Annotated in this window: 39 protein-coding genes; 14 read left to right on the forward strand and 25 right to left on the reverse strand. The window is 53.0% G+C overall.

Annotated elements, in window-relative coordinates; genetic code table 11:
• The first annotated feature begins 325 nt into the window (after nucleotides 1-325).
• The 5 genes from PHI12_07965 (at nucleotide 326) to PHI12_07985 (ending at nucleotide 2756) form a co-directional block, all read left to right on the forward strand.
• On the forward strand, nucleotides 326-739 hold the full coding sequence (locus PHI12_07965; GenBank protein MDD5510729.1) for a hypothetical protein: 414 nt from the start codon (nucleotides 326-328) through the stop codon (nucleotides 737-739).
• Nucleotides 736-1341, forward strand: coding sequence for a dTMP kinase (tmk, locus tag PHI12_07970; GenBank protein ID MDD5510730.1), 606 nt, complete (start codon nucleotides 736-738; stop codon nucleotides 1339-1341). Before PHI12_07965 ends, tmk begins: the two co-directional genes overlap by 4 nt.
• A 2-nt stretch (nucleotides 1342-1343) precedes the next feature.
• A complete protein-coding gene (locus PHI12_07975; protein ID MDD5510731.1) occupies nucleotides 1344-1673 on the forward strand; it encodes a hypothetical protein in 330 nt (109 codons plus the stop codon).
• 144 nt (nucleotides 1674-1817) lie between these two features.
• The gene (locus PHI12_07980; GenBank protein ID MDD5510732.1) at nucleotides 1818-2210 is read left to right on the forward strand and encodes a hypothetical protein; all 393 of its coding nucleotides are present in this window, start codon (nucleotides 1818-1820) and stop codon (nucleotides 2208-2210) included.
• A 201-nt stretch (nucleotides 2211-2411) separates the two neighbouring features.
• Nucleotides 2412-2756 (forward strand): hypothetical protein, encoded by a 345-nt coding sequence (locus PHI12_07985; protein ID MDD5510733.1) that lies wholly within the window; start codon nucleotides 2412-2414, stop codon nucleotides 2754-2756.
• Between the two features lie 18 nt (nucleotides 2757-2774).
• On the opposite strand, the gene PHI12_07990 is transcribed toward PHI12_07985, so the two are convergent.
• The 25 genes from PHI12_07990 to PHI12_08110 form a co-directional block, all read right to left on the reverse strand.
• Nucleotides 2775-3110, reverse strand: coding sequence for a hypothetical protein (locus tag PHI12_07990; GenBank protein ID MDD5510734.1), 336 nt, complete (start codon nucleotides 3108-3110; stop codon nucleotides 2775-2777).
• A gap of 17 nt (nucleotides 3111-3127) precedes the next feature.
• The gene (locus PHI12_07995; protein MDD5510735.1) at nucleotides 3128-3940 is read right to left on the reverse strand and encodes a hypothetical protein; all 813 of its coding nucleotides are present in this window, start codon (nucleotides 3938-3940) and stop codon (nucleotides 3128-3130) included.
• A 2-nt stretch (nucleotides 3941-3942) separates the two neighbouring features.
• The gene (locus PHI12_08000) at nucleotides 3943-4446 is read right to left on the reverse strand and encodes a hypothetical protein (GenBank protein MDD5510736.1); all 504 of its coding nucleotides are present in this window, start codon (nucleotides 4444-4446) and stop codon (nucleotides 3943-3945) included.
• A gap of 10 nt (nucleotides 4447-4456) precedes the next feature.
• On the reverse strand, nucleotides 4457-4837 hold the full coding sequence (locus PHI12_08005) for a hypothetical protein (GenBank protein MDD5510737.1): 381 nt from the start codon (nucleotides 4835-4837) through the stop codon (nucleotides 4457-4459).
• Entirely contained in the window at nucleotides 4838-5557 is a 720-nt protein-coding gene (locus tag PHI12_08010) for a hypothetical protein (GenBank protein MDD5510738.1), read from the reverse strand.
• 275 nt (nucleotides 5558-5832) lie between these two features.
• A complete protein-coding gene (locus tag PHI12_08015; GenBank protein ID MDD5510739.1) occupies nucleotides 5833-6495 on the reverse strand; it encodes a class I SAM-dependent methyltransferase in 663 nt (220 codons plus the stop codon).
• Nucleotides 6438-7463 (reverse strand): glycosyltransferase, encoded by a 1026-nt coding sequence (locus PHI12_08020; protein MDD5510740.1) that lies wholly within the window; start codon nucleotides 7461-7463, stop codon nucleotides 6438-6440. The genes PHI12_08015 and PHI12_08020 overlap by 58 nt, the downstream gene beginning before the upstream one ends.
• Before the next feature lie 63 nt (nucleotides 7464-7526).
• Nucleotides 7527-9470, reverse strand: a complete 1944-nt coding sequence (locus PHI12_08025) for a methyltransferase domain-containing protein (protein ID MDD5510741.1) — start codon at nucleotides 9468-9470, stop codon at nucleotides 7527-7529.
• Nucleotides 9471-9548: 78 nt separating this feature from the next.
• Nucleotides 9549-9875 carry a hypothetical protein gene (locus PHI12_08030; GenBank protein ID MDD5510742.1) on the reverse strand — a complete coding sequence of 109 codons (327 nt, stop codon included), beginning with the start codon at nucleotides 9873-9875 and terminating at the stop codon, nucleotides 9549-9551.
• Nucleotides 9876-9886: 11 nt separating this feature from the next.
• Nucleotides 9887-10678 (reverse strand): hypothetical protein, encoded by a 792-nt coding sequence (locus PHI12_08035; GenBank protein ID MDD5510743.1) that lies wholly within the window; start codon nucleotides 10676-10678, stop codon nucleotides 9887-9889.
• Nucleotides 10679-10960: 282 nt separating this feature from the next.
• Nucleotides 10961-11242 (reverse strand): hypothetical protein, encoded by a 282-nt coding sequence (locus tag PHI12_08040; GenBank protein MDD5510744.1) that lies wholly within the window; start codon nucleotides 11240-11242, stop codon nucleotides 10961-10963.
• Nucleotides 11243-11286: 44 nt separating this feature from the next.
• Complete coding sequence (locus PHI12_08045; protein MDD5510745.1) at nucleotides 11287-11469, reverse strand: hypothetical protein; 183 nt, start codon at nucleotides 11467-11469, stop codon at nucleotides 11287-11289.
• Between the two features lie 6 nt (nucleotides 11470-11475).
• Complete coding sequence (locus PHI12_08050) at nucleotides 11476-11865, reverse strand: hypothetical protein (protein ID MDD5510746.1); 390 nt, start codon at nucleotides 11863-11865, stop codon at nucleotides 11476-11478.
• A gap of 47 nt (nucleotides 11866-11912) precedes the next feature.
• Nucleotides 11913-12302: a hypothetical protein gene (locus tag PHI12_08055; GenBank protein MDD5510747.1), complete on the reverse strand. Its 390-nt coding sequence runs from the start codon at nucleotides 12300-12302 to the stop codon at nucleotides 11913-11915.
• Nucleotides 12303-12304: 2 nt separating this feature from the next.
• On the reverse strand, nucleotides 12305-12481 hold the full coding sequence (locus tag PHI12_08060; protein MDD5510748.1) for a hypothetical protein: 177 nt from the start codon (nucleotides 12479-12481) through the stop codon (nucleotides 12305-12307).
• Between the two features lie 9 nt (nucleotides 12482-12490).
• A complete protein-coding gene (locus PHI12_08065; protein ID MDD5510749.1) occupies nucleotides 12491-12805 on the reverse strand; it encodes a hypothetical protein in 315 nt (104 codons plus the stop codon).
• A gap of 5 nt (nucleotides 12806-12810) precedes the next feature.
• Entirely contained in the window at nucleotides 12811-13320 is a 510-nt protein-coding gene (locus tag PHI12_08070) for a hypothetical protein (protein ID MDD5510750.1), read from the reverse strand.
• Between the two features lie 4 nt (nucleotides 13321-13324).
• Nucleotides 13325-13708: a hypothetical protein gene (locus tag PHI12_08075; protein MDD5510751.1), complete on the reverse strand. Its 384-nt coding sequence runs from the start codon at nucleotides 13706-13708 to the stop codon at nucleotides 13325-13327.
• A 1-nt stretch (nucleotide 13709) separates the two neighbouring features.
• Nucleotides 13710-14030, reverse strand: coding sequence for a hypothetical protein (locus PHI12_08080; GenBank protein ID MDD5510752.1), 321 nt, complete (start codon nucleotides 14028-14030; stop codon nucleotides 13710-13712).
• Complete coding sequence (locus tag PHI12_08085; protein MDD5510753.1) at nucleotides 14024-14263, reverse strand: hypothetical protein; 240 nt, start codon at nucleotides 14261-14263, stop codon at nucleotides 14024-14026. Before PHI12_08085 ends, PHI12_08080 begins: the two co-directional genes overlap by 7 nt.
• 2 nt (nucleotides 14264-14265) lie before the next feature.
• A complete protein-coding gene (locus PHI12_08090) occupies nucleotides 14266-14505 on the reverse strand; it encodes a hypothetical protein (GenBank protein MDD5510754.1) in 240 nt (79 codons plus the stop codon).
• A gap of 110 nt (nucleotides 14506-14615) precedes the next feature.
• A complete protein-coding gene (locus PHI12_08095) occupies nucleotides 14616-15455 on the reverse strand; it encodes a hypothetical protein (GenBank protein ID MDD5510755.1) in 840 nt (279 codons plus the stop codon).
• On the reverse strand, nucleotides 15456-17291 hold the full coding sequence (locus PHI12_08100; protein MDD5510756.1) for a hypothetical protein: 1836 nt from the start codon (nucleotides 17289-17291) through the stop codon (nucleotides 15456-15458). It lies immediately after the preceding gene.
• A 503-nt stretch (nucleotides 17292-17794) separates the two neighbouring features.
• Nucleotides 17795-18775: a hypothetical protein gene (locus PHI12_08105; GenBank protein MDD5510757.1), complete on the reverse strand. Its 981-nt coding sequence runs from the start codon at nucleotides 18773-18775 to the stop codon at nucleotides 17795-17797.
• Between the two features lie 2 nt (nucleotides 18776-18777).
• Nucleotides 18778-19545 carry a sulfite exporter TauE/SafE family protein gene (locus PHI12_08110; protein ID MDD5510758.1) on the reverse strand — a complete coding sequence of 256 codons (768 nt, stop codon included), beginning with the start codon at nucleotides 19543-19545 and terminating at the stop codon, nucleotides 18778-18780.
• A 136-nt stretch (nucleotides 19546-19681) separates the two neighbouring features.
• Between PHI12_08110 and PHI12_08115 the strand changes: the two genes are divergently transcribed.
• From PHI12_08115 to PHI12_08155, 9 genes are all read left to right on the forward strand, one after another.
• Nucleotides 19682-19930, forward strand: coding sequence for a hypothetical protein (locus tag PHI12_08115; GenBank protein MDD5510759.1), 249 nt, complete (start codon nucleotides 19682-19684; stop codon nucleotides 19928-19930).
• 11 nt (nucleotides 19931-19941) lie between these two features.
• The gene (locus PHI12_08120; protein ID MDD5510760.1) at nucleotides 19942-21369 is read left to right on the forward strand and encodes a hypothetical protein; all 1428 of its coding nucleotides are present in this window, start codon (nucleotides 19942-19944) and stop codon (nucleotides 21367-21369) included.
• Nucleotides 21366-22595: a P-loop NTPase gene (locus PHI12_08125; GenBank protein ID MDD5510761.1), complete on the forward strand. Its 1230-nt coding sequence runs from the start codon at nucleotides 21366-21368 to the stop codon at nucleotides 22593-22595. Before PHI12_08120 ends, PHI12_08125 begins: the two co-directional genes overlap by 4 nt.
• 4 nt (nucleotides 22596-22599) lie before the next feature.
• Nucleotides 22600-22821 (forward strand): hypothetical protein, encoded by a 222-nt coding sequence (locus PHI12_08130; GenBank protein MDD5510762.1) that lies wholly within the window; start codon nucleotides 22600-22602, stop codon nucleotides 22819-22821.
• A complete protein-coding gene (locus tag PHI12_08135; GenBank protein ID MDD5510763.1) occupies nucleotides 22814-23134 on the forward strand; it encodes a hypothetical protein in 321 nt (106 codons plus the stop codon). The genes PHI12_08130 and PHI12_08135 overlap by 8 nt, the downstream gene beginning before the upstream one ends.
• A gap of 83 nt (nucleotides 23135-23217) precedes the next feature.
• A complete protein-coding gene (locus PHI12_08140; GenBank protein MDD5510764.1) occupies nucleotides 23218-23409 on the forward strand; it encodes a hypothetical protein in 192 nt (63 codons plus the stop codon).
• 13 nt (nucleotides 23410-23422) lie between these two features.
• Nucleotides 23423-23629 (forward strand): hypothetical protein, encoded by a 207-nt coding sequence (locus PHI12_08145; GenBank protein MDD5510765.1) that lies wholly within the window; start codon nucleotides 23423-23425, stop codon nucleotides 23627-23629.
• 39 nt (nucleotides 23630-23668) lie between these two features.
• Nucleotides 23669-24595 carry a UbiA prenyltransferase family protein gene (locus PHI12_08150; protein ID MDD5510766.1) on the forward strand — a complete coding sequence of 309 codons (927 nt, stop codon included), beginning with the start codon at nucleotides 23669-23671 and terminating at the stop codon, nucleotides 24593-24595.
• Nucleotides 24596-24712: 117 nt separating this feature from the next.
• Nucleotides 24713-24909 (forward strand): hypothetical protein (locus tag PHI12_08155; GenBank protein MDD5510767.1); only part of this gene is annotated, 197 nt, incomplete at its 3' end.

Genomic DNA, 24909 nt, shown 5'->3' on the forward strand with positions numbered 1-24909 from the left:
CCGCCAGACATAAGCATCTTAGGGGCTATCGTATTTTTATCTAGGTAGGTTGTACCTAGCGTACAACTGCGAACTAAAGTTTAGCTAGAGTAACGTATGGCTAGAATACTGAACTCAATACAGACAAGTAACTTTATTGTTACTTGTCCCAGTATCGTACATGTAATTAACCAGTTAATTGTATCAGTATATAAAGATCATAGAATATTGAAGGTACTCAAGTAGTAATAGGCAGGTATACCCCTATTGGGCCTATGTTTCGGTATTGTCGTATGATCTTAAGGATCGTTTATATACCTTAATCCGCCTGCACTAGTATGATACTATGACTGGAGTGCGGACTGGTCCAGGTTGGGACGATCCATCAACAATCAGCACAGGTCGGTTCATCTTCAAGTATCTGTCGGAGCACAAAGACGGATATGCCCAAGAGATCTGGCGGCAGCTGAAAATAGCAAGAGAACAATCAGTCAGGGTACATAAGCCCGGAGAGCGTAAGAGGGGTAAGCGAGCCGTTACCAGCTACAGTAACTTCCTCTGTAACTATTGGGAACCCCTGATCAAGATGAAGATGATAGTCTACAGCAGGCGTGTCGCTGGTACTGCTGGGCCGGCCAACAAGCCCTGGGCCTGCCGGTATTACAAACTACCACCGGGTACCGAGTTCGACCCGCGCTGGAACAATATCCAGAAGGCGTATAACCAGTTCAAGGGCTGGGCCCAGGAGGGATACGATTGATAGGAAAGTTATACGTGTTCGAAGGCATCGATGGATCTGGTAAGACCACTCTAGCCAAAGCGGTGCAGGCAGAGCTGACTAAGCGTGATGTTCGCTGCACCTACACAAAAGAACCTACAGACGAAGGGTCAAAGCGGCTGGCCGACCCAGACATCTGCAACCCGGTAGAGTCTATGCTAATCTTCATGCAGGACCGGCTTAGGCATACTAGGGAGATGGCGAAAGACATCTGGGACGGTAAAATCGTTCTGTGCGACAGATACTACTATTCAACGATCGCCTACCAGAGCTTCGTTCTAGCCAAAGCTGGTTACTTCAAGCGGCCCTGGAGCGGGGTGCATGCTATAACCGACATAGCGTCGCTAGGATCCCTCGAGCCAGAGTGTACATTCCTATTGGACATACCTATTGATCTGGCCGCATCACGAGTATCGAGTCGTCACAGCACAAGCAAGTACGAAGTAGAAGAGGTCCAGGACCACTGTGACCGTGTATACAGGTGGATGGCAGCAACCAACTTAGGTGGCCCCTGGGTCTGTTTGGACGCAAGAGACGACCTGGATCATCTTGTCGAGTTCGTAGTCAAAGCGATCGGGGTGTAAGCATGGAATGGTTAACCGATGAAGACTTCACCAAAGCCAAAGAAGAGCTCCGCGGGTTCGCCCGCGTGGGTCAGTTCAGGCTGGATGATAGGTGCGGGGTGTTCTGTGAAATAATGGAGAACACCGAGGGTGACAGAAAGTACGTCGTGAGGAACTATCGTCGTGGTGGAAAAGCCGAGTATTTCCTAAGTGACTATGCCGCTACCCAGCGCCTAACATATCTGTCATCCGCACAAGCCATAGCAGACGAGAACCTAGTGAGGTATGAACATGAACGTAACAGAATCGCCGGTGTCGGTCAACCTGCTCTACACGAACAAATTGAGGAGTAGCGCCGTGGTGGACCTCACCGGGGTGATCGTACCAACTGGATGGGCGATAATCATGGTCGACGCGAACGATCCTTTTATAGCCAATAGTGTATTAGACTCTAGTAAACAAGTCCATGCTGGCGATGATGTGAAAGTGGTGAGAAAATGACAGGAGAACCAACCGTAGACGACATATTCTGGGCCGCTGCTAACGCGGGGAACCAGTGGATAAGCAACGAGCTCCGAGCTTTGATCGATGGGTACAACAAGTGTATCAGGGCCTTGAACTCCTTGATACACGATCTCGAAGGTACACCCGCCATCTGTGATCCTCTGGGGACCAGGGCCCAGGACGTGGCGAGGGCAATAGCCACGGAGTACGACCTCGAGGTGGTCTTCGACGGTCGATGGCGTGCTATAGTAGATGATGGTGCCATAAAGCTAACCGTGGACGAGTTCCATGCCTATGAAGTAGAAGTATCCCCATCATTACTTGCGGACCTGGTAGAGGTAGCGGGTGATCTGCTCGGGTTCAAACTGTCCACCGGGAAACCATAATATACCTATGGGATGGTTGTAGATCCAAGGCCGAAAAGAAGACCACGTCCTTCCTGCCGGCTCTCACACCTCTCCGGCTAGGCCCCATTGTATCCGCCGAAGTAAGATTAATATACGTTAGAACCCCTACTCACATACATGGGAGCTGAGCGGGAAGATTGGTATTCCCTACTGGTCCAGAACTCCTCCAACATCTCATCAGTGTCTACAAAAGTTGATCAGTTGGTGGTTGCCCAGCGGGAGGCAGAGCACAGACAGGCGGAGTTCAACGCTAAGGTAGAGGACCGGCTCCAACACACTGAGGTAGCCTGCATACAGAACGAGGCACAATTCGATACCGTCGCCGACTCTCTCGACGAGCTCAAGACCGCTCAGAAGGAGTTAGACACCAAACTCGATACTGTTGTGGGAGAGATCAACGTCACTTTCAAAGCAGCTGTTAGAGACATTCGCGAGCACGATAACGATAAGCTTAAGCAATGGATAACGATCATAGCCCTAGCCTGTACAGTCATAGGCTTCATCTTTGGTATTATCAGCGTATAAAAGAATAACGGAAATGGTTTATGGATTGGCTTTTCCTGCACTCTTCGCGTTCAGCCAATCCATCGGCTTGTTGAAGACGAAGTCTACGGCCAGTCCAGCCACGAAGCCGGTAAGCAGTAGGCTTATCCACTCTTCTGCGCCACTGGGCTCTGGAAGTCCTGCTATGACGAACAGTATAGCCATCACCGCTACGATGATGGACAGCAGTGCCGACACCAGGTACTTCAGGCTGAACTTCGGCAGGGGCTTCCCCTCCGCCTCCAGTTTAGCCAGGTATGCTTGGAACTGCCCAAGCATCATGGTTATCGCGCCGATCACGACTCCCAAAGCCATTACTAGCTCTCCGTTGTCCATGTTCTCACTTCTCCAGATCAGAGGAACTCCATCTCCGTGCCCAAGAATATGGGGTCAAACATTCCATCCATCGTATCGAAATCTGCGACCCCATCCCCATCCCAATCTGCTCCGCCATCCAATAGAACGCCACCACCTCCGGCCCGCATCCTCCAGATGCACATCATTATGCCCTGCGGGGTGTCACGCTCAGTATCATAAAAGTCTCGGAGGCTGGCCCCGCCGTCCGTGGCGATTGCGCCGTTCTTGTAGTATACGTGCCTGAAATCGGTCCTCATGAGGTCGAACGCCTGCCAGATGGTAGTGGCGGTTGGCGGCGGGGCAATTACACTCTGGTATGCCATAGCGAACTGTAATGCGTCTGGCTCGAATGTTATGTACTCACCCATGAAGTCATCCCAGAGCTTCCAGCTGATCCGCCCATCAGAATTTACCGAGGCTATCTGCGGATCAACTCCCGCTAAGGTGTTGTCGAACATTCCGCCCGCACCACTAAGGGCAACACCGCCAAAGACGGACTTCCAATCATCGCCGTAAAGGTTCATCATCCCCAAGCACCACCCGACCTTGGTGGGGTCCCAATCGTTTCGACTCTCCCAATGCCATAGCTTAATGGTAAGGTCGACCCCCTCTTTGGCAGGCTTCAGTATCTTCTGTGGTGCGAAGAACCCGGTGTAGGCGGCACAATTACAATCGTTCTCGAACTGCATACCCGGCCCGAAGCGGTACGGCTTATTTGGGTCTGGGTCCATGGGGTCCTGCCCGTCTTCCCAAAGGTCGGCGTGCAGACCCCACTTGGAGAACATCGGCATTACGCTAGTCCGCCCCAAGCTTAAACCTCCCAGAAAGTTATAGTGGTACTCCCTACGGCAGTGACCCCCCAGATCTCCCCGGCGTACTTGTCCTCGTCAAACGCCCCGCCAGCCGGTATACAGTGACCCGAATTGCCTTGGGCGGGAGTACAAACAGATTCATTGAACCCGATGTAGGCGTCACGAGCCCCGATGTTGACCAGCGTGAAGGATAATCGTAGGGGGTTGGCCTTCAGGATCTTCGTAGGTTCCGTAGTCACGACAGCATGCCCTGTAGAGGGCTTACCGTGCAGTTGTACTGGTAAAACCCGCACTGCATCCCGAATCTCCGCAGCCGTCGCAGCGGCCGATCGCTCCTCACCGTACATCGGTCGTTTCGCTTTTTCCGCGACTGATAGTACGGCGGGAGCCGACGGCAGTCTGTCATCGAATAGCTCATGGAGATCCTCCTTGCGGGCTCCTACCCGATCGGTTGCTGCCTGTCGTACCCCCCCCGTCTTCCTACGGGCATTCTCCAGTACCATCGGAACCACCCTACCGGTCCCAGTACAGTACCGTCAAGTGAGCAGCTGCGCCAGCGCCCATACTGTCATCGGACTGAAGGTTCGTGCCACCCTCGAGCACTAAGATTGGTTTCATCGGGTCCGGTTGCGTAGGCCAGAACTGGCTACTGCCAGCTGCTATTGCGATACCGAGAGCGTAGTCGGTCAGGGTAACACCGTCGGCCTCCAGCTTACGCAGGTTCAGGAGCGCCGGGTTTGCAGCGTCCCCCGAAATGATGAAGCCGTAGATCATCCTCTGCCTGTCATCAGGCACATCCGTGGCGAATACGTCGGCCGCCGCTGCCGGTATCTCCTGGCTCAGGAATGCCTGCTTCTCTGATATCAGGTCAGCATCGAACTCTCTGATAGGCACTTACATCACCTCCGACAGAAGTTTAGCCTCGACTTTCCAGTCCCTGAGTAGCGAATCGCCGAACTCAAGTGGGTCGTTCCCGTACCCGATCCTCAAGTAAGTAGCGGGTATCTCCCTCCTGGCTATGCGCCTTATGATCTCATCGTCGTGGCCCACTTGGAAGAAGTCCGCCCAGTAGACCGCGAACGAAAGGTTCAGTACCGGCTGAATAGTCTTCTCGGCATCGTCGTTGTAATACTCAGCACCTATGTGCTGCAACGGCGGGATGACAACTTCAGCCCTGTCAGTCGGTTCTAGGTACGGGCTGATGACTTCATCCACATACCCGAAGTCGTCTCCAACCGTGGGCTGTATCGGGTCCAAGTTGGGGAACTTCCCGTTGATGTCTTTGCCCTCGGGGCTACGGACGTACATCCTGATCTGTTGAGGCTTTAGCCCTATGGCTCCGTGCATGAACCACGGGTACCCGGTATTCGTAGTCCCGTCCAGGTACAAGATGTCGTTCTGAGTGTTCCGCGGGTCCCTAAACCTTAGCTCGGGCTGATGCCCGCCTGGAGCTATACTGACAGCTGTGCCAGCGGCATCTATGAGCGGGTAGGGCCTGTACTCACAAATTCTCCTTTTGACCACTCGACCGAACAGGAATCCTTCATCCCCCTCCAACGCGAATAAGTAGTTGGGGTAGAGGAACCGGTCCGCTATACGGTTCTCTGGTAACATTTCACCACCTGTTGTCTTATGTACAAGTAGGCTTATGGCGGTATAAATATACTGCTAATGAGCAGATTATATTCCAGCCGGGCAGGCCAGTACCCGGAACTTGTAATCGCCCAACTCAATAGGATCACATACCGCCCGAATATTAATATCCAAGACCCACGTAAAAAGTTATACGCAGCGATGAACTTACCCAGTACTTAGTATAGGGTGCTGGGTTAACAGGCACTGCGCCTGATATTACATGTATTGTTGAAGGTTATAAGAGCCTGGGGAAACTAGACTTCGTCCAGGCGTTTCCAGGCGACTGCCTCATTTTCGAAAGAGGTACCTGCCAGGTGATCATCCCAGTTGGATTGATACCCCATGTACTCGAACTCCGCCCATAACCACTCGGATTTGTAGGCGTGATAGGGGTTACCATCCCTCTTGACCTTGTAAAGTGGATCCGGGTTACCGAGCTCATCAACCCCATGAACTTCTGTTGCCGCGGACACGATCACCAGCTTCGATGCTATGGTCTCCGCCATCTCTAGGAATGCGAGACCGTCCTCTTTGGTCAGGTGTTCGAGGAATCCGAATGCTTGTACCACATCGACTGACTTAGGCTCGAATAGCATCCACAGGTCCAATGCATCCATCTTCAGAGGCTGCCACTTGCGTTGCGTCGGCCCTACGACCCAAATGTCGCAACCCCAACCGCGGTCTATGTTACGGTAGTTCCACCAGGCTTGTCCAACTATACCCTTCAGCCCGCACCCACAGTCAATCACGCTCGCAACGTGCATGTTCTTGGTCTGAGCTATGATGTAGTGCTCCATGTCCTTGAAGTGTGCACCGCAAGATAGGCAGGTCAGCTGCTCTCGCGGCTCCCACGGACGGCCTACACCATCCCAGTCGTGTACATGTCCAGCGTCGTCTTCTTTTGTAACTTTAGCCATGTCTCTAACCCCGGTGACTCTATATAGAAGTTCCCACCAAGCTCTTCGCCTTTACATCGTTCGTAGTTGTTGCAGCTCTTACAGAGCTCGCGGCCTCGTTCTAGCGCATCACGATCGATAATTGTCTGATTGGCAACCAACCGACCCTCTTTCTCGCTTAGTTGCATCAGACCGTAATTGCATACTGTTGTAGGGCCCACGTATGTAAACAGTCCAGGAGCAACCGGACCATGACGATGCTCTATGTGCCACAGCTCCGGGTCAAGGACTCCGTGTAAGTTACCGGTCTTGTGCATCCTGTACCCGAAGTCTACGTCCTCCAGTCCCTTCTTGCCATCTAAGGCCTCGTCGAACCCGTTGATCGCCCAAGCCAAATCTGTGGGGAAGCTGCACCCACTGTAGAACCACTCCGGGTACGGTACTCTGAGGCCTTGATCGACGAACTTCGCCCTAGAGTCTCGGACCCAATGACCGGGCGGTATGATCTGTTCCCAACTAGCCTGGTGATCTATAACCCGCCCGTATAGTTCTTCCGTTATACGGATGCCCTGGTCTATTATCTTCGGCTTATTGCCTTCGAAGTAATAGGTCAGGCTAAACGCCGACTTGCCCTGTGCCCAGTAATCTTCGATCCGCTTTATCCAACCCGGGCGCGGTTCGGTGCAATCGTCAAGTAGCATAATGTGATCGCCTTTGGCCAGTGCTATGCCGCGGTTCCTCATTCCGCCTAAGGCTACCATACCAGCATCCAGGTAACGGCTGCCCTTAGCACCAACGTACTTGAATGGGAAGTTAGCCCGGTTTGCTATGTACCGCCGGCGATCTTCACTCCAACAACCGTCTACCACGATCCACTCGAAATCCTCTTTCTGATGATTAAGCCCGCGAATGGTAGGTTCGTAGATGAAGGCGTTGTAATCGACCATAGGGTGGTCTGGTCTAGCTGTACTCGTTACTATGCTTAGCATATTATCATCCATATTGTGAATAGGCCCCACGCCGCCAACCAGGCGATGAGTACCAATACCACTTTAGTCTCCTTTCGCATGCTCCACCACGATGATGCACTTCCAATTACCTAGCACTTCCGGTGGCACCATTCCCCGGAACCGCTCGACTAAGTCATACCGTAACTTACCGCCAGAAGCGGTCAGTACCCGTTCCCAGTACTCTTGGGTCTCCATGTGTACGTGCCCGGGTACCGCGGTGACCATCTGCTCCTTGTCTGGTAGTTGATCTTTCCGTAATGAGTATTCCTGGCCTGCTTCACACACGGCGATGTTGTACATTACGTATTTACTGCTAACACGCTCCAGCTCACCGATCACGGTAGCCAGCTCGTCTTCGTAAATATGCTCTAGCAGGTCAAACGCTAATACTAAGTCAACGGACTTACTGGGGTATGGTATGTCTACCGCGTTTCCGTATTCTACCAATCCAGTAGCGCCTGGGTAGGGGTGCTGCACCGCCCACGGACTGAAGTCTATACCTCGGATAGCCATTCCTAGCTTGGAGCCCCATCCTACGAACGTCCCCCGCCCGCAACCGACGTCGAGCACTCTATCAGGGGTTAGCACGTCCCTGATAGCCAGCATGACGTCCTCCGCTCCCAACCATTCTCCGGTGGTGTTATAGTAGGACCATCGTCCGTTATCCTGATCGGGTGTATGCACCTTCCCGCCACCAGAGCCGACGAAGTACTCTTCGTCATAGTAGGCCGGACCGTACACCTGCCCCATGATAGCTCCGTAAGCATCCAAGTGCAGCTGCGCTACCGCATCCCAGCTTGTCTTCTGGGCAAACGCCTTGGCCGCCTGACCCAGTTGGACGGCCAGCTGCTTGTCAGATGCTACTAACCGTAGAAGCCGGAGCATCTCATCATAATCGAAATGTTCGTACTTCAAGCATTGCGACCCATCTTCGAGGTCAGACATCCTATTATCGCTTGTGCAAATAACAGGCCTGCCTGCCCAAAGTATACGGTGCAGCGCCCCGGAAGCAGACGATATACCCGGCGGTGTGTTATAGTTAAACAGGAATATATCGGCAGCGCAGGCCCACGTGTCGATCTCCTCCTCCGTCAAGTATCTACCTAAAAGCATCACATTGTCCGGTGCCGCCGCTAGCAACTTAGCTCTTGAATCTTCGCTGTGCTCTTCGACGACACCGTGTACTGCACCGGATATATAGAATTCAAAGTTCGGTGCTCTGCCGGCCACTTCGGCTACCTCGGCGAACCCTTTTGAGTCAGCCGCAAAGCCGAACATGAACACGAGCGGACCATCAGGTGATATGCCTAATATACGTCTTGCCGCTGCTTGCGATATTGGCTGGATCTCACTGCTGCCATGCGGGATGACGTATATGGGCTTGCTGACGTATCGTGATAACCACTTCTTGGCTAGGACGCTATGCACTATGTGCCCATCGTAAATTGCATCTATAGCCTGGTATACCCCAAGCTGCGGACCGGGGTCCCGGAAGACAGTATGCCATGTCACGATCCCGTAACAGGTCTCCAGCTGCCTTGTTAGCAGCTCATCGACATGGGGGAAGATCCCGAACTCGTGCTGGACATGTATAATACCGGAGCTGTTGGCATCCATGACGTTCCTGTGTATTGCAACGGGGAACTTCTTACGCACAGCCTCTCCCAAGAACTTGCTATAGGTAGCGATACCGCATTTGACCCCAACCGTTGTTATTAGGTTCACCTTAGCAGGTACATTCTTCGCTTTTGATGGCGCATACGACTTTGAGTACGTCACCGAATCTTCGGATGGCAACTTGAGTACTTTGTCGGCTACTTTAAGTCCATCGGGCACCGACTCTAATATCTGTATGTCAACCCCGTCCGCGATGTCGATTGAGGTACGCATTCCAACTGGATCCCAGATGTCTACCGGTTTTGTATAGTCCAGCTCTATGAGCCCGCGTACGATCTCTCCCTCTTTTATGACAATCAACCATCCCAAAGGTTACACCTGGTAATGTAATAGTCTACTCAAATATATAAACCTGTCGCCGGATAAAAAGAGGGTAAAAGAAGGAGTTTAGTGTCCCAGCACGATCGCTTTGAACGTTGTGGCACTGAGGTTCGCCCCGTTGAGTACCTCGTACCCCCTGGTGCTGTTCGGAGCACCAGTACAGGCGTACCCGTGGAACCTGACCGGCTGGAGGATGCTGTTGTTGCTGATGGTGGCCTCATCCGGGTCGGTCTTGTACCCATCCTCGTTCCGCACGGACAGCACAGCGTCAATCTTGCCCACGGAGGCAACATTGATCGTTATGCCGCCTGTGGCGTAGGGGTTAGGCCCTTCCTGGCTGACCTCGACCAGAATCCTCCCGTCTGCCAGCTGCCCGATGATAGTCTCTCCCATCTCAAATCACCTCACACAACCATGATGAGGTCCTGAGTCGTGCCATCCAGGTCTGCGGGATCCTGCAGCCTCATCTGAGGCTCTTTCACGAAGGAGGCGCCCATCAGGAACGGGTAGTCCCCGGACAGAGCAACCGCTCCCCCGATAGCCGCGGAGTAGAACACTTCTGCCAGCACGGTGTCGCCCTTGGCGAACAAGAAGGCCTTGTCGAACTCCGCGACCTTGAGGGTGGAGTTGACCTTCTGCTGGAACCAGGTGTTGTATACCGGCTTCTCGCGTCCGTTGATGGTGAACTTGACAGACTCAAGCTTCGGGTTCGGGTGTAGGCTACCCACACCGAAGACCACGTGGACACCATTGGCCCCGATCTTGACCGGGTTGCCGTCGACACCGCCCATCATGGTGGTACCGGAGTGTATCCAGTCCTGCGGTGCACCCGTAGTCCAGGCATCCTGGGCTGCGGAATATATACCGCGGATGTCAGTCCAGTCGTCTCCGATCCCGAAGAACCCTGCCCTTATGGGGATGGGTCCACCGATCTTACCCGGACCGGGCTCTTGCCCACCGATCTCAGCGGACATCTGCTTCTTCGCGACCTTTGCTCCGAGGACGATCTCAGGCAAGTGGCGCCTGTAGATATCGATGAGGGCCCTCTGGGTTCCCTCAACCACGAACTGCCTCTCGAACGATCGAAGCAGCCGGGTTACCTCGACATCAGTGAGCTCGTCGATCTGGAGCCCCAGGCCATCTGCCGTGGCGTTGATGTCGCCCTCCATGTCTCTAACTTCGGCTACGTTAACCATTGTAGTTCCTCGGGTACTATAACGCAAGGGGAGTTTATATAGTATCTATCAACTTATGATAAGTATGCGAACCATAGTTTCCCATAGTATTGATACGAAGGTCCTCAAGCGGGTAGAGGCTTATGCAAAAGTCAAGTGCGATAATAACAGATCTCGAGCTATTGAGAAGCTCTTGATTAAAGGGTTAGAGCACGAGCAACCTGCAGTCGACGTATCGTGTACCCGGTGACGGCAGGGGTTACCTGCCGCGGGGGGTAACGTCTGTCTAAGCACAGACGTTGTTTACTGCGAGATTGCGATCGTCTCTTTCACGTAAGCCCTAGGGGCCTGCTGAGCGTTCAGGACCGCACCGGTCTTCCTCACCGGCGGAGTGACGATCACCTGGCTCGAAGTGGAGCCGGTACCAAGGATACCGGACACTTTGGACTTGGCCTTGGTGATCAACTGTCCGTTCCCAACAGACATGGCCCCGTGGTAGCCGGTCTGCATCCGGACCTGCGTCCTCACTTTCGTGGCGACTTCCTGGGCCCTACCCTTAGCGGCCTCAACTACTGGCATGTACATAGTTAGTTCCTCCTGTGCTTGTATATCCTACCGTCTATTTATACTCAACCCCGGTCGACATCGACGTCGCCAATGCTCAGCCCGGTGTCGTACTCTTTGCTCACGGCAGCCTGGCCGTGGTACCTGCACCGGACACAGCCCTGCCCACTTGTGCTGGGCAGCAGGGCGATCCTGGCGTTCCTGATTCCTGCCCTAAGCGCCTTTGCGGCGTTTATTAATCTTCCCATGTTTCATCACCCTACCTTTACGTAATGCTTGACCCTGCCGCCGTATCCCTTAGGCGGATCGACCTCTTTGTAGCTCGGCCGGCGATCCCCACCAGGTTTCACCAACCCCAGAGTCTGACCAAGCTGCGCTCGTAATCCCATGATAAATCCCAGAGGGTATGCTCCTACCTCACCCATACCGATCGCCGAGTGCATAACCTCATGAGGGACCGTCGAGAAGTTGGCCGCACCACTTAAGAAGATAACTCCGCGTTTCTTCTTCGGGGCCAGTCCTCTGTAGGTCATGGATCCGTGGACCTGACGAACTTGTTCGTCAGTTATGAACACATGATCCGGTGCCAGCATCGCTAATAAGTGGCAGCTGCCCAATATGCCTTCGACGTCTTCTATATTCATAACCCAGTCCTCCCATGTAATATAGTCTCTGCCTTATTTATAGGTTGTCAGATGTAGAGTAAGTCCTTGAGCACGTCACCGGGCGCCCACTCCGCGGTTCTGATTTGCCCTTCTAAGGGTATAACGCTCTTCCCTACTATGGCCGACAAGCTTACCCAGCGGAGAGTCTCCGAAGTTTCAACGACATAGATACCACTTCCGGCCTCAACAGCCGGGTGAAGGGCGAGCTTTGTCTTGAGGTCTCCCAACTGTCCGGTGTAACCAGCGATCTCTAACCTACCAGCGCTGGGTATGTTGTACTTGGCTTTGATACTTCTCACCTTAACGTCGCCTTTGAGCGTTACCATGCACGCTTTGCCAGACAGTCCAGCTGGTGCAGAAGTGCAGTAGTACACGTTTGCACCATCTGGGCCGGCCCCGCACTTGATAGTTGCCATGATTACTCCCTCTTAAATCGCTTGCCCACGTTGGTCATGGCTTTGGACAGGCCTTGGAACATGAACTGGCTCATGGTCTGCTGGATGGCGGCGGTGAGCATAGATCCTGGCTTCCACTGCATATTGACTATGCGCTTGCCCATCTCGCCCTTCAACTGCTTAGCCAGTTCTCCTACCATTGTACTCCCCTACGGCCAGACCCTAACGATCGGCTCTCCGCCGCTCCGGTCTACCTCGAGTTTCCGCGGGCCTTCACCTTCGGTGTTCATGATTATGCACCCGCCGCTCCTGTGGCTGCTAACCCAACACGGGCCGTACACTTCGACACCGATCGCCCGAACGGTTCTGCTGGAGCCATCGTACTTAGTGATCGTGACCAGTGTATCCGACATACTGGCTCCGGGATCACCAACTCGCTCGACCAGCAACTCCGCTACGTCGTCGCTTACCTCCGCATACGGCGTATGCCGTATGTCAGCTAGTTTCTTAACTCGTTCGAACATAGTATTCAATACCTCCTTTGACAGGGTTCAACCCCCAGAATGGCAATGTCTTTAGCGCTGACGATCGGTATGCAGAACCTGGTAGCTGTTTGTAGCTGCTGATTCGTAAGGGCACCCACACCGCGAGTCCGCTCCAGGTAATCCACAACGAAGTCTAAGCTTATGCCGCCCTCCCTAAGGAACTGAGCGGCCATAAGGATTTCGTCCCCCCAGTCAATACCAATCGGTATAGCCGATATGTTGCCAGAGGGGATAGCAACTACACCCGACCGTCCAGCGCAAAACATGTACCCTTGCTCGGAGACTATCTCGTCCTGAAACAGTATACCGTTCACGCCTACATCTCTGCACTGGCGAATGGCCTCTGCTATGATGCGTACGGCCTCATCGTGAACTACGGCTAGCTGGCCGCCATACGGGTTACCGTATTGGTTGTAACTTTCCATGATACTCTCCCGGCCAGCAGTCCTGGCCGAGCGAATGCCTAATACCCCTATCAAACGTCTGCCTACCATTGTATCACCCCGTATACTCCACTTTGAAGAGGTACAGGCCGGAGATGCCTTTCTGTAATAGGACTCCGTTGTATACTACCTGCAGCCCACTACCATATATGCCAACGGTGACAGTATCCTCCCCTTCCGAGTGACCGATCGTCACCCAAGCATCCATGTCACCGCGCCCGTCGCCAGAATTAGTCCTGATGTAGGCATAGTCGTATGACTCACCGTGGACCCCTTTGTCGGTCCACCCACTGATATGAACAAGCTTCGGTGTCAGCGTGGATACTACATCGGCGATCACCCTGTCCACGCTCATGTTCTCCAGTATGGTCTTGATGTAGATCGGGGCCATACCGTTGTTCAAGTTCTGTATCGCATTAACCACTCTGCTGCCTACCATGTCACTCACGTCCATAGGTATAGATGATCTCGTCTACATCGCCGTCGGCTATTGCGCTCAACTGCCACTCCAGATCAGCCAACCACTTCGCCGCTGGCGGATATCCCTGACTGTTACGGATCGCACTGGCAACACGGGGCGGGTCCTCACCCTTGGCGTATTCTGCCAGCCGTAGCCTGACCGCGCCTAACAAGTCTGATGCAGCCCGGCGCATGCGTTGGTCGCCACGGATCGAGCTGATAAGCCGTTCATCGCTAAACGAGTCCGGGGTGACCTGGCCGTAGCTACCACCCAGAAGGCGCTTAAGTCTCTCTCCTACCATGCTAGCTCCTCCCTGAACACTTCTACCGTAGTTGGCCTGAAGAATGAGACGGTGGTAGTCATACCTACCATATCCACAGCAGCAGCCTGGAATCCTGCCCTGCTCATCAGGTGCTTGACCTTGATAGGATCTTTTGCAGGCTTGTCGCCGCTATACAGTACCACGGTCTGAGCGAAGTGATTATAAACCAACTTAGTCACGCCTTGGTACACGTCGCTTATAACACCAGACATCTTCAATGTACTCCCTCCGTAAGTATTACTAGTTCGCCGGTGCTGTACCCCATACACCAGATGGGCTTGTAGTCGTAGTGATGAATTCTGAATCCACCTTTGTAGTCTGCCTCCATCACAAGCCCTTCCCCCTGGAATGCCAACAGACTGATGAATCTAGTAATGGGTGCTCCGCCGTTGGTCCGGACCATGCTTGCCTGTATCCGATTAGCCGCATCCTGCCGGTGGTGAGGCCCACCCATGTAGCTTACCCATACCTCCGACAGCCCTACGGTCGTTTCGGTAGTACGTCTACTAACAACTGCTCCTGATAGGGAATTACCCCCATTTCGGATCCAGTCTAGTAACTGTCCTACACGCCACCGATCGCGATGAAGTGTATCTTCGTGTTCCCCAAAGAGAGCCATTCGAACCCTGTCTCCGTTATGTTCCGAACGTGAATCGGCGTAGCCGCTATGCCTGGGGTTAGACCCCACATGTCATACAGATCGCGAAGGGTCTGGTTTGCCCGGTTCTGCAATGCTGTAGTTTGCGTGGTTATCTTACCGTCCAGTGCCCCAACCGCGTTGTTTATTACCAACTGGATGTTGTTGATGGTCTCGTTCACCTGCGTGTTGATCGTTGATGTCAACGTACCAAAGTTGCTCTGCACGGTGGTCTTGAGTAGGTTCACTTTGCTCTCTATCTCAGACCTTATGCCGTCTACGAAGTTTTGAACCTTGTCCAATGATGGTTGGATCATGAACTCCCACCCTAAGCTCAGGCCGAAGGCGGTTGTCCTAGCCACAGGCTCGATTGCGCAATCCCGAACAGCATTGAACACGCCCCAATCACCCATAGAGGCCTTGAACTTCGCTTTGAGGTCGTTGTAGAAGTCCGGCTTCGTGATCCTTTCCAGCGGCCTGAACGATACTGTTGGCAGCGCTGCCAGGTTCGGGATGGATATGTTCTTGAACATCGACAACGGCGATACGTTGATGTTATCCAACCGGGTGATGCTCCGATCTATGAACGTCGCGTTGCGAACTTCGCCCACGGCGATGACTTGAGCAGACTTCAGGGTTGTACCGAATTCTGTCCTGGTCCATCCAGCTGACGGGGCACTAGCCTCGCCACGAACGACACTTATGTCCAGTATGTCCAAGTCAACCTTTGACTTTACAGTCTTCAGTATATTAGGTCTGACCACCATCTAACTCACTCCTAGAGCTGCAAGCAGCTTCCTGAGGTAGTACCCGAACGACCACTCGTCTTCTGTCGGGCACGTGGCGTTGGTCTTGACGTATTTACCGTCAACGCACTCGTATTCTGTGATCGTGGACCCATCGGGGCAAGTACCGGTGACGTTTTTGGTACACTTCTCACCAACATTTATGGGACATTCCGATCCTGTCTCATAGTATTTACCGGTAATGCAGTCTTTGACCATCACTTTCGTCCCGTCAATGCAGTCCACATACAGGGGTTCTGTGCATTCAGGTGTGGGGCAAGCGGCGTCGGTTGCAACCCAAATACCGTCAACGCAGTTCCTCCTTATAATAGTTGATCCGTCGAAACAACTTTCCGTCTCCACCTGCCCGCTGAGACATTCAGAGGGTACGCTGAAAGACCCGGTAGCTATACCGTTAGATGCCCTGACGTAGGTCTTGTTGTTGATCGTCTGGCTGGTAGGGTACATGTAGATCTTCAATGTGTACTCGCCCGGTATTGCTATGTATGCAGGCGGAACGGTGAATCCGAAACTACCGGATGCGTTGGTCTCTACCGATTCTTTGTACGTCTTGTTGGGCGCAATCAGCTCGTATACCAATTTGAACCCACTGGGAACTGCACCTTCCCCTGTGAAGAACCACCCAGCCACCTTGAGCACGCCTTGAATGGCGGGCGCCTGATAGGGCTCAACGTGTATTGATGTTGATAACGTAGTCGGCGCGGGCTCATTCACCGTTACGCTTTTGATGGATTCTGATGGAGTATACACATAGTTATCTATGGTAGCCCCGGCGAATTTTGCCTTCAACGAATACGTACCCGCTGCCGTGAACTTGACGCTGAAGACTACATTTCCATATCCATCTGATACTCCTGAACCGAGCACAGCTCCATCAGCGTTATTGAGCAACTGTATGGTCAGTCCGCCTAAGCTGGTCGAACCGGTTGCGATATGAGCACTCATTCCAGCTGCCACACCAGCTACCGGGTTTGAAGCCGGTGTGTTCAGCGTAAGAGTGGTCGTTATGTTCTGTGTGGCCGAGATCACTTTGATCGATGCGCACGGGCTGGTACAGGCATTGTAGGTAACACCGCTTATGGTCTGTCCTTCGTACACAGCGTAGAACTTCCTAGTCCCTACAGAGCTGAATACAGCCGAGGATAGGTTATAGTTCCAACTGCCCGTAGACGATGTAGTAGCACTTCCCAGTAAGGTACCGCCGGTGGATGCCCCGCTGGACTGGTATACCTTTACTGTCTTTCCCGATAACCCAGTACCACCGGCCTGCTTAAGTACACCGGTCAAGGTGGCATGGCCGCCTACAGACACTTCGGCCTGGTTGGCGCTTATGGTCAGGCTAGTACTTATGGGGTCGGGCGAGGTCACCGTGAATGCTTTTGAGTTCCAGTTAGTTGTGACCGGGGCCCCGTTAAGGGTCTGTTCCGGGACCGTCGCATACACAGTGTACTCACCAGATACGCTCTGCGCCGGGATTGTTACGCTGCACTCACCATTCGAATCGGTAGTCTTGTTGTCAAGGCTTACGACCGATCCACTGGCACCTGTGTAGCGCCAGCTCACGACTATACCGGGGATCGCGACTAAACCGGCTGTCATGACCTTAGCTTTGGCCGTCAACGGTACTCCCTGCGCTACAGAGGCGGCGGATAGGGATACCGATACTATCGGTTGTATTGTATTAGTAGCACAACTACCAACATCGATAGCTCGCCCGCCTAAACACTCGTACTTCCTGCCACTACTGGTATCGCACCATGAGTCTCCATCCATGCATTCGGTTATTCGACCGAACACACGACCCCTTGATCTTACGCGCTCAAGAATCGGAAATGTTGGCATAGTACCACGTAATAACACTGCCTATCGAGCATATAAAGGTCTCTGATGAATCGCCGAATAGTTCCGATGAACAGCGTGCAATAACCTCGTCGATTTATAGCGGTAGCCTCAATCCTCCACCGGTGGTCCGCCCGGTCCACCGGTCACCGACGGTCACGACAAGACCCAACCCACCATATAACGTGATGGTAAGTGGACCGCTGGCTCAGTTAAGCTCGGGGGGTGGTATTAGGTAGATTAGACTAAGCGGTTATTTCACGATGTTTTTTTCGAAACCAGCGGGCTACCGGGAGAGGGGTAAGACTCCGAATTTGGAAAACAACAGGTTAACTAGTCGGGTTAATCACACAGTTGGACAAAACATAGCATAGGGTCCTGGCCTCGCCACGCGCGCCCTACTACTACTATGTATAATATATAGTATAATATAGGGTTTCAAGATGGGGTGAATGTGGGTTTTACACTTTGGGGTACCAGCCTCCCCAAAGTAGGCGGTTCATCAGGACGAAGTACGCGAGAGTCGCCAACATCAACACTGATCCTTTCGCGAGACCCAGTAGAGGCAGGATTGGCAGGAAAATAGTCGCGATTTCCATGAGGGACATCGTCTGCAGTTCGCGTTGCCGTTCATACTTGCGATCCTGGATGGTTCCCGACAGGAGGTACAGCGCGACAACTGCCAAGATGGCCGCGATTGTCCCTTCTACGGGGGACCAGACTGTCGCCACCAAGATCATTCCGGTTGCGACCCCGAAGAACTTCAAGTAGGCGCCGAAACCAGCAGCGGGACCTAGTAGCAGGAGCAGTTCGTCGTCCGTTCGTTTCAGTCGGGCACCCATCCAGTGCAGGACGTTCGACGGTTCCCACTGAGCCATTTCTTTGATGAATCCACTCCAGGCGATCTGGTACATGATTGCGAAATACGTGTACGTGAGGAACAGGGCGCCTACTGCCGTCATGGATTCATGAGACAGAAACCACGCGAAGCCTGCTACCGACACCATACTTCCGGTTATCGCGAAACAACCGGTTCGGGATTGTTTGCTCAACCCGTCGTTGTACGCGAACCCCAATGCCAGCCACCCTATCATGAATACCAGCGCGTAGACAGGAGCCGGCGACATCCAGAAGACCAGACCGACCGCTACTACAGCCGAGAGGATCAGCATCCAGTGAATCACCAGGTGCGCGGTGCCGATTTGTATTACACCTGTGTTCAGTGGGTGGTGCACTTTGCCGGGGTCTGTCTTGTCGTATCCACCCACGAAGTCCATCAGGCTATTGTGTCCGAAACTCGCGTAGTGTACTAGCAGTGCGAACACTGCCACCGCCACCACCTCCAGCAGTCCTACCGAGCTGTCGCACAAGAATGGTACAAGCAGGAGGAGCAGGGTGGCCACTCCTGTTTGTGCCCTGAATAATCGGAGCCAGTTGCGCATGGTCACATCCACCCCAGTAGCTTCACTATCGTGAGTGTGCCTAGCCCTAACATAGCCACCCCGATCAACCGCCCGTGGAACGGAGGCTCCAGGCTTATCTTCAGCCGGTTGTTGATGTAGCTGCCTATCGGATCAGCAATCGCGGCACCGAATGCCAACGGGATAGCCAGGTATATGAAGTCGTTGAGGGTTGCCAGGTGATACCCGACTCCTACGACAGCAGCTATACCTTCTGCTACAGTGGTAGTACCGATCGCCACGGCTGCCGACATACCAAGGCACATATACCCTGAAACGCTCAGGGGGCCGTAACCGCCACCTGTGCCACCCTTATTGAATCCGGTCAAGAGCCCCAACCCGATGGTCAGCGGCTTCGAGTACTTCTTGTCCGGGTTGATGGACAGTTTACGGTAGCTGCGGATCACGACGAATATACCCATCCCGATAGCCACGATCGATATGTACCACTTGACATACGTAGCTGGTAAGTACGCACCCAAGAGAACAGAAGCTGCTAGCATACCACACACAGCACCGACCAATGTTAGCCCGACCATTCTGTAGTCTACATTCTTGTACTTCGCGTGCCATCCACCGCCCCATAGACCACTTACAGTCTCACTCAACAATATTGCCGGGACTACCACTAAAGGCGAATACCCGAACAATATTAGCACAGGAGATAAGATGGTACCAAATCCCCCGCCCAGTCCGTTATCTATTAGCTCTAGCACGAAGGCCAGTAAGACTATGCTGAAAACATCTATCATTCTTCAAGTCACCTCGATCATACCATAATAGGTCCACTAAGATATAACCACAGGGGGGTATAAATACTTACCGTAGGCAACTGTCGAGTTAATAGCAGACGACTTTATATAATATAACGGTCAATAGAGGTGCACGATGGCAGAAGTACGATTAAGTGAAGGACGGTTGCACGCTCTTCAGGTTATTTCAGAGCTGTCGGCTAACGACCAGTTCCGATGTGCCGCATTACGCGATATCATGAGCCGACTCGGCAAGAAGAGGGGCTCCGTCGGAAAGTTGTTAGGAACTATGCGAAGAGAAGGTTTGGTCCACGCCCCTATGTGGGGTAGGTGGCAAGTCACTCCTGCAGGTGCTGAGGCTCTAAAGAAGTACATGAAGGAGTAGGAGGTGTGCTAATGGGCTCGAATGAGTTTGACCTAGAAGGTGAACCGGAGAATCCGTTTGAGATGCAGGCCCCGACTGATCCCGAGAATGAGGGACCTGTAGTCTGTCCGAATTGCGCTAAGGTTCTGGACCATGTTGTGCAGTACGGTAAGTCATGGGGGCGGTCTTGCCCGTATTGCGGTATTTCGATTAGGAAAGAGCTAATGCCGGACAACTTCCCCGTGGAAGTACAAGAACCGAAGCGCAAGCGTAAGGGAACACCGGGGCAGCCGGTTGTATCGAACCCAGCCCCTTCGTTACCGCAGGGGTTCGCCGCCGGCAGTGTACAAAAGTTATTGTCCAAAGCCAGGCCGGTCGACACACCGCAGGTAGCACAGCCGCAGACAGCATATCAAGAACCGGTCGATGACCGCCCTGGTGTGCAAACACTGTTCAAGACCCCACGCACTCCAACCGATGTGCTGGTTGAAGTGTGCACATTGCACGGTCTGAATGAGCAGTTCATCCAATATGCGGCCAGAAAGTCCATGGCACTGCAGGATGGTCTACAGCCGATGGAGTTCATGAGCATGCTCAAAGATCTAAAGTCCGGTATGACATCGAAGGCTCAAGCAGAGTATATCGTAGGCGATTACAACCAGGGCCTGATGGACCTGCGGATACAACAGGCCGAAGAACAGAGCCGTGGTATGTACCCGCATGTCCCGAGTGTCGATCAGTGGGGTCGACCCATACCGCAGCAGATGCCTAACGTACCAGGCCAGGCGCGGAGCAGAGGGTTCGACCCTAGAGATATGAGCAACCGGCTAGCCGGGGCGATTGAGCAGAACCCACAGATGTCACCTCAGCAGATATTCCAGATGATGCAAGAGGCCATGGAGGCGGATCGCCGCGAACGAGAAGCCCAGCAGATGCGGGAGGACATAATCAACATACGCAACGAGATGAAGTCGAGCATCCAGGAGCTGGCACAGGGTACTCTCGAGGCCATACGGGAATCAACCAAACCCGCACAGGTGCAGCAGGGGGTAACGATAGAGCAGATCCAGTTGATGCTCAGCCAGCAGAGGTCTGAGGCAGACAAGACCGCTATGCAGAATCAGCTAGACATGATGAAGCAGATGAACCAGCTGGTGATGGCGCAGCTACAATCTAACAACGATCGCCTGTCCAACGAACGTAACGAGCTACTAAAGCAGCTTGAGCTCGCCAGGAGAGATGCCGTACCGGGGCAACTGCAGAAGGATGAGTCCATCCTGCTATCGAAGGGCATGGACAAGGTTGCAGACACGATCGCTGACCGTAGACCGGTCGAGAAGATAGCTGAGGTAATCCTCAAGAACAACGCGGTCGCCCCGCAGAAACCGCCTGCACCGAAGATCCTTCCAGATGCAGACGTGACAGACATGCTACAGGAACAGATGGGGGAGAACCAGTGAAGGTAATCTGTGTAAGTGCCGTCAAAGGCGGTGTGGGCAAGACGATGATCTCGCTTAACATAGCGAGGTTGCTCAAGGCGCGTAACTACAAAGTAGGTCTGCTGGATGCGGACTTCGATAACGCCAACTTCGCCCAGTTCACTCAGATTGACGGCAAGGTGGAGGCCGATCCTGTCGAAGGGTTCACCTTATACAACTGGGATGGCATATCGGTGTTCTCGATGTCACTGATAGCTGGTAGAGAGAAAGCTGTCTCGATGCCGGCAGAGCAGTATTGGCAATTTGTCTCGGACATAGCACACAAGTCGAGCTGGAATGTAGATTACTTAATCGTAGATCTTCCTGGCGGCGGTGGCGATGTGTTTAAAGCCTCCGTTCAAGTCTTCGCGGACGACCTAGTTGGTAACCTCATCGTGATCCAGCCGTCTATGTGGGATGCTGCCAACAGAGTACTCAACCTACATCAATATTTCGACGTGCCCGTAGTTGGCATAATAGAGAACATGCACGCTCTCACTTGTGGCCACTGCGGCTCCTCTTATGCTCCGTTCGGCATACCAATAGGCGATAAACTATCAGCCAAGTTCAACGTACCGAACTTGGGCGGTATACCGTTGGACTTGTTGATGGGTGAGAAGTTACTGTCCGGCACTCCTTGGATTGAAGGTAGTGGGTTGGATACTCTCAATAAGGCCATCAACCGTATGGAGATGATGGAGAAAGTCAGACCCGGTTTCCTCAACAAGTTCAAGGCGAAGATCATGGAAGGCATCCGCGAAGACATGGTAAAGGTGATAGGCTACATACTCAAGGCTATCAATCGCAACTTGCCCGTGAGTAAGATCGTTCAGAGCACCGGGTTTACGGAGGCGCAACCGGTTGTGTTCCACATCTTGGACGAGACCAAGACTGTCGAGCTAGTGACATTCGCCATTAGGATTACAGGGGGCGAAGTTAAAGTACTGAAGAAGCCCTATCCACAAAGTGGGTATGAAATATATATCAGCTACCGGACACTTGCCAGGATGATCATGGGGCAGAAGAAGACCGCGGATGGTTTACGGATGTGCGATCCTGTAGACTTCTGGCTGAACGGCGATGTCTACGTCAAGGGCGAAGGGCAGATGCCGAAGGCGGTGCATCTGTTCAACAACGTCTTTAGCAACCCAGAGATCATGAACGAAGTGCGTGACAAGTACGGGAGCACGCTAGGCAACTGGTTGTGATACGATGGGAGTACTAGACGGTTTCAAAGATCAAGTGATGAAAGAGGTGGAGAGTAAGGTAGGCCCAGTGATAGAGCAGATGAAGGCGATGAATGATATGCTGGGTACCTTCGGTCGAGATGTGGCAGCGTTTTCCACGGTAGCCAAAGAGATGGACCAGCACCTCAAAGTAATCGAGCACGAGACTGTGCAGATCAGGAAGTTGTTGGAGGGTAAACATGGCTGATAGTCCTACTAAGGAAGAGATATCCTCGATGCTCAACAAGTTCTTCAAGACAAGCATCGATTGGACGAAGCTCACCAGAGATGAGATGGTGGAGTTGGCCACGGTGCTAGCTCACCCAGAGATACTGTACGAGTCCTTTGGAATCACCAAAAAAGACCTCGAGCGGGGCAAGCTCATAGGTCAGGTTGGTGGTGCCGTCAAGGATACCATCTCCGATGGTATAGCCCATTGGGATGGGCCATTCATGAACCTAGCTAAGAGAGCCCTACTCGGTGAACCATCGACTGAGCAGAAGAAAGAGGGGGAGAAGTAGGCCTGCGACGGCTCAAGCACTGACCTGCACACCGCGAAGGTATAAATATCGGGTCAGCGCTTATACTTACTAGGTGTACTGACATGGGCAGCATAATAGATACGGCGGTAGACGGAGCCAAGAAAGTCGGGAATGACGTAGTCGCAGTTGTCACGACCCCGATCGGTCCATTCACAGCAGGTGACCGGATCGTCTCGGATGTCCGCAGGACAATCCGTGGGATGGGGGCCGCCGTAAGGAGCAAGATCGGCGGCGGCTACAAGCGCCGCTACTAACTGAGGCGGGTACATGCCAGGAAGAAGGGTCGGTGCCTATGTGGGCACAAAGTTAAAACGGAAGATGTCGGAGCCGCAGGAGGAGCCATTGCTTGGTAGCGGTACAATAGTGAATTCCGTTATCGACGGTATCGAACGGCGCCGACCCCAGATCCTTCCCAAGGTCATAGACGAGTTCAAAACCTGGACTCCTGGTGAGCGGATACTTAATAGAAAGTAATCCGTTCCCGCCGCCTCACCATTCCGCTGAGGTGTGTACATGGATGATCCAGGCATAAAGAGCGGGTACCCGCTTGCTAGAAAATACTTTGGCCGGTTAGTAGATTATGTAATGCTGACAAGACCTTTCACAATCTTGCCGGCATTCATAGCTGGCTGCTTCGGCGTGATGATCCAGCTGGCATGGGATGGGACTGCAGACAGAATACTCACAGAGTGGGCCACTATCGTTTATGTCGGTATCACTCTGATGCTAGGCCAGGCAGTCGGTCAAATATTCAATAATGCAGCTGATGTTGGCCCAGACAAGATGTCCAAGCCGTATCGTCCAGTTGCCAATGGTCGTGTAAGCGTCAATGAAGCCATGGGGTTGGGGTTAGCACTGACATTGATAGCAGTGGGTAGGGCATTGACGTTAGGGGCAATGTTCGGGGCGATTGTGTCTGTGATCCTGTTCATGGCTATATTCTACAATTTAGAACCCATACGTGCGAAGCGCTGGTTCCCCTGGAACCTAATGTGGATGGCTACCTCACGCGGTGTACTGCCGTTCTTGGCCACCTGGTCGTTGTTCGGGGATATAGCAGATCCACTGCCCTGGATACTCGGGACATTCACTACACTTTGGGTTATAAACTGGCAGGCCGCCAAGGACTTTCCGGATGTTGAAGCGGATAGAGCCTACCAAATCAAGACCTTGCCGGTTAAGTACGGTGCTAAGCGGGCAGCCAGGTACATGGTGTACCTGTCTCCGATTCCGTTCGCATTCCTCTGGGTGATGTATGAGCTCGAGCTAGTACAGGTCACGTTCCTCCTGCTATTCCTATTGGTACCGGTGGCCGTGCTTAACTGCATAGGAATGTTCCGAACCACCAAGTACCTGGAGAACAACATTACCTGGGCTGGAATGTATATCGGCTTGGCCATGATCTACATACTGGCCATAATAGCGATATCGCTAGGGTAATAAGAACTTGGGGGCTGCCCGCCCTCGGTGGGTGGGTGCATCCCTTCAAAGGAATAATCTATTTAATAGAGTAAGGCATATTACACACGCTGCCAGTGGCAGTGGAAGGTCTAATCTATGCCAAGAAGCATGCACGGAGTCTTTGAGAAGTTGTACCAGCCGGCATCGCAGCCCCAGTATACCAACGTGATTGCTATCGAGTTTCAGCCGATAGTCAAGAAGGCTATACTACACATAAGGCCTGGGCAACAGAAGTCGCTGGTCATGATCGAGAGCATCGTTACGCCCAAGCCGGTTGACATGCAGCTCGCTAC

This window comes from Dehalococcoidales bacterium (assembly GCA_028716225.1).
In the GTDB taxonomy this organism is placed as follows: Bacteria; Chloroflexota; Dehalococcoidia; order Dehalococcoidales; family UBA5760; genus UBA5760.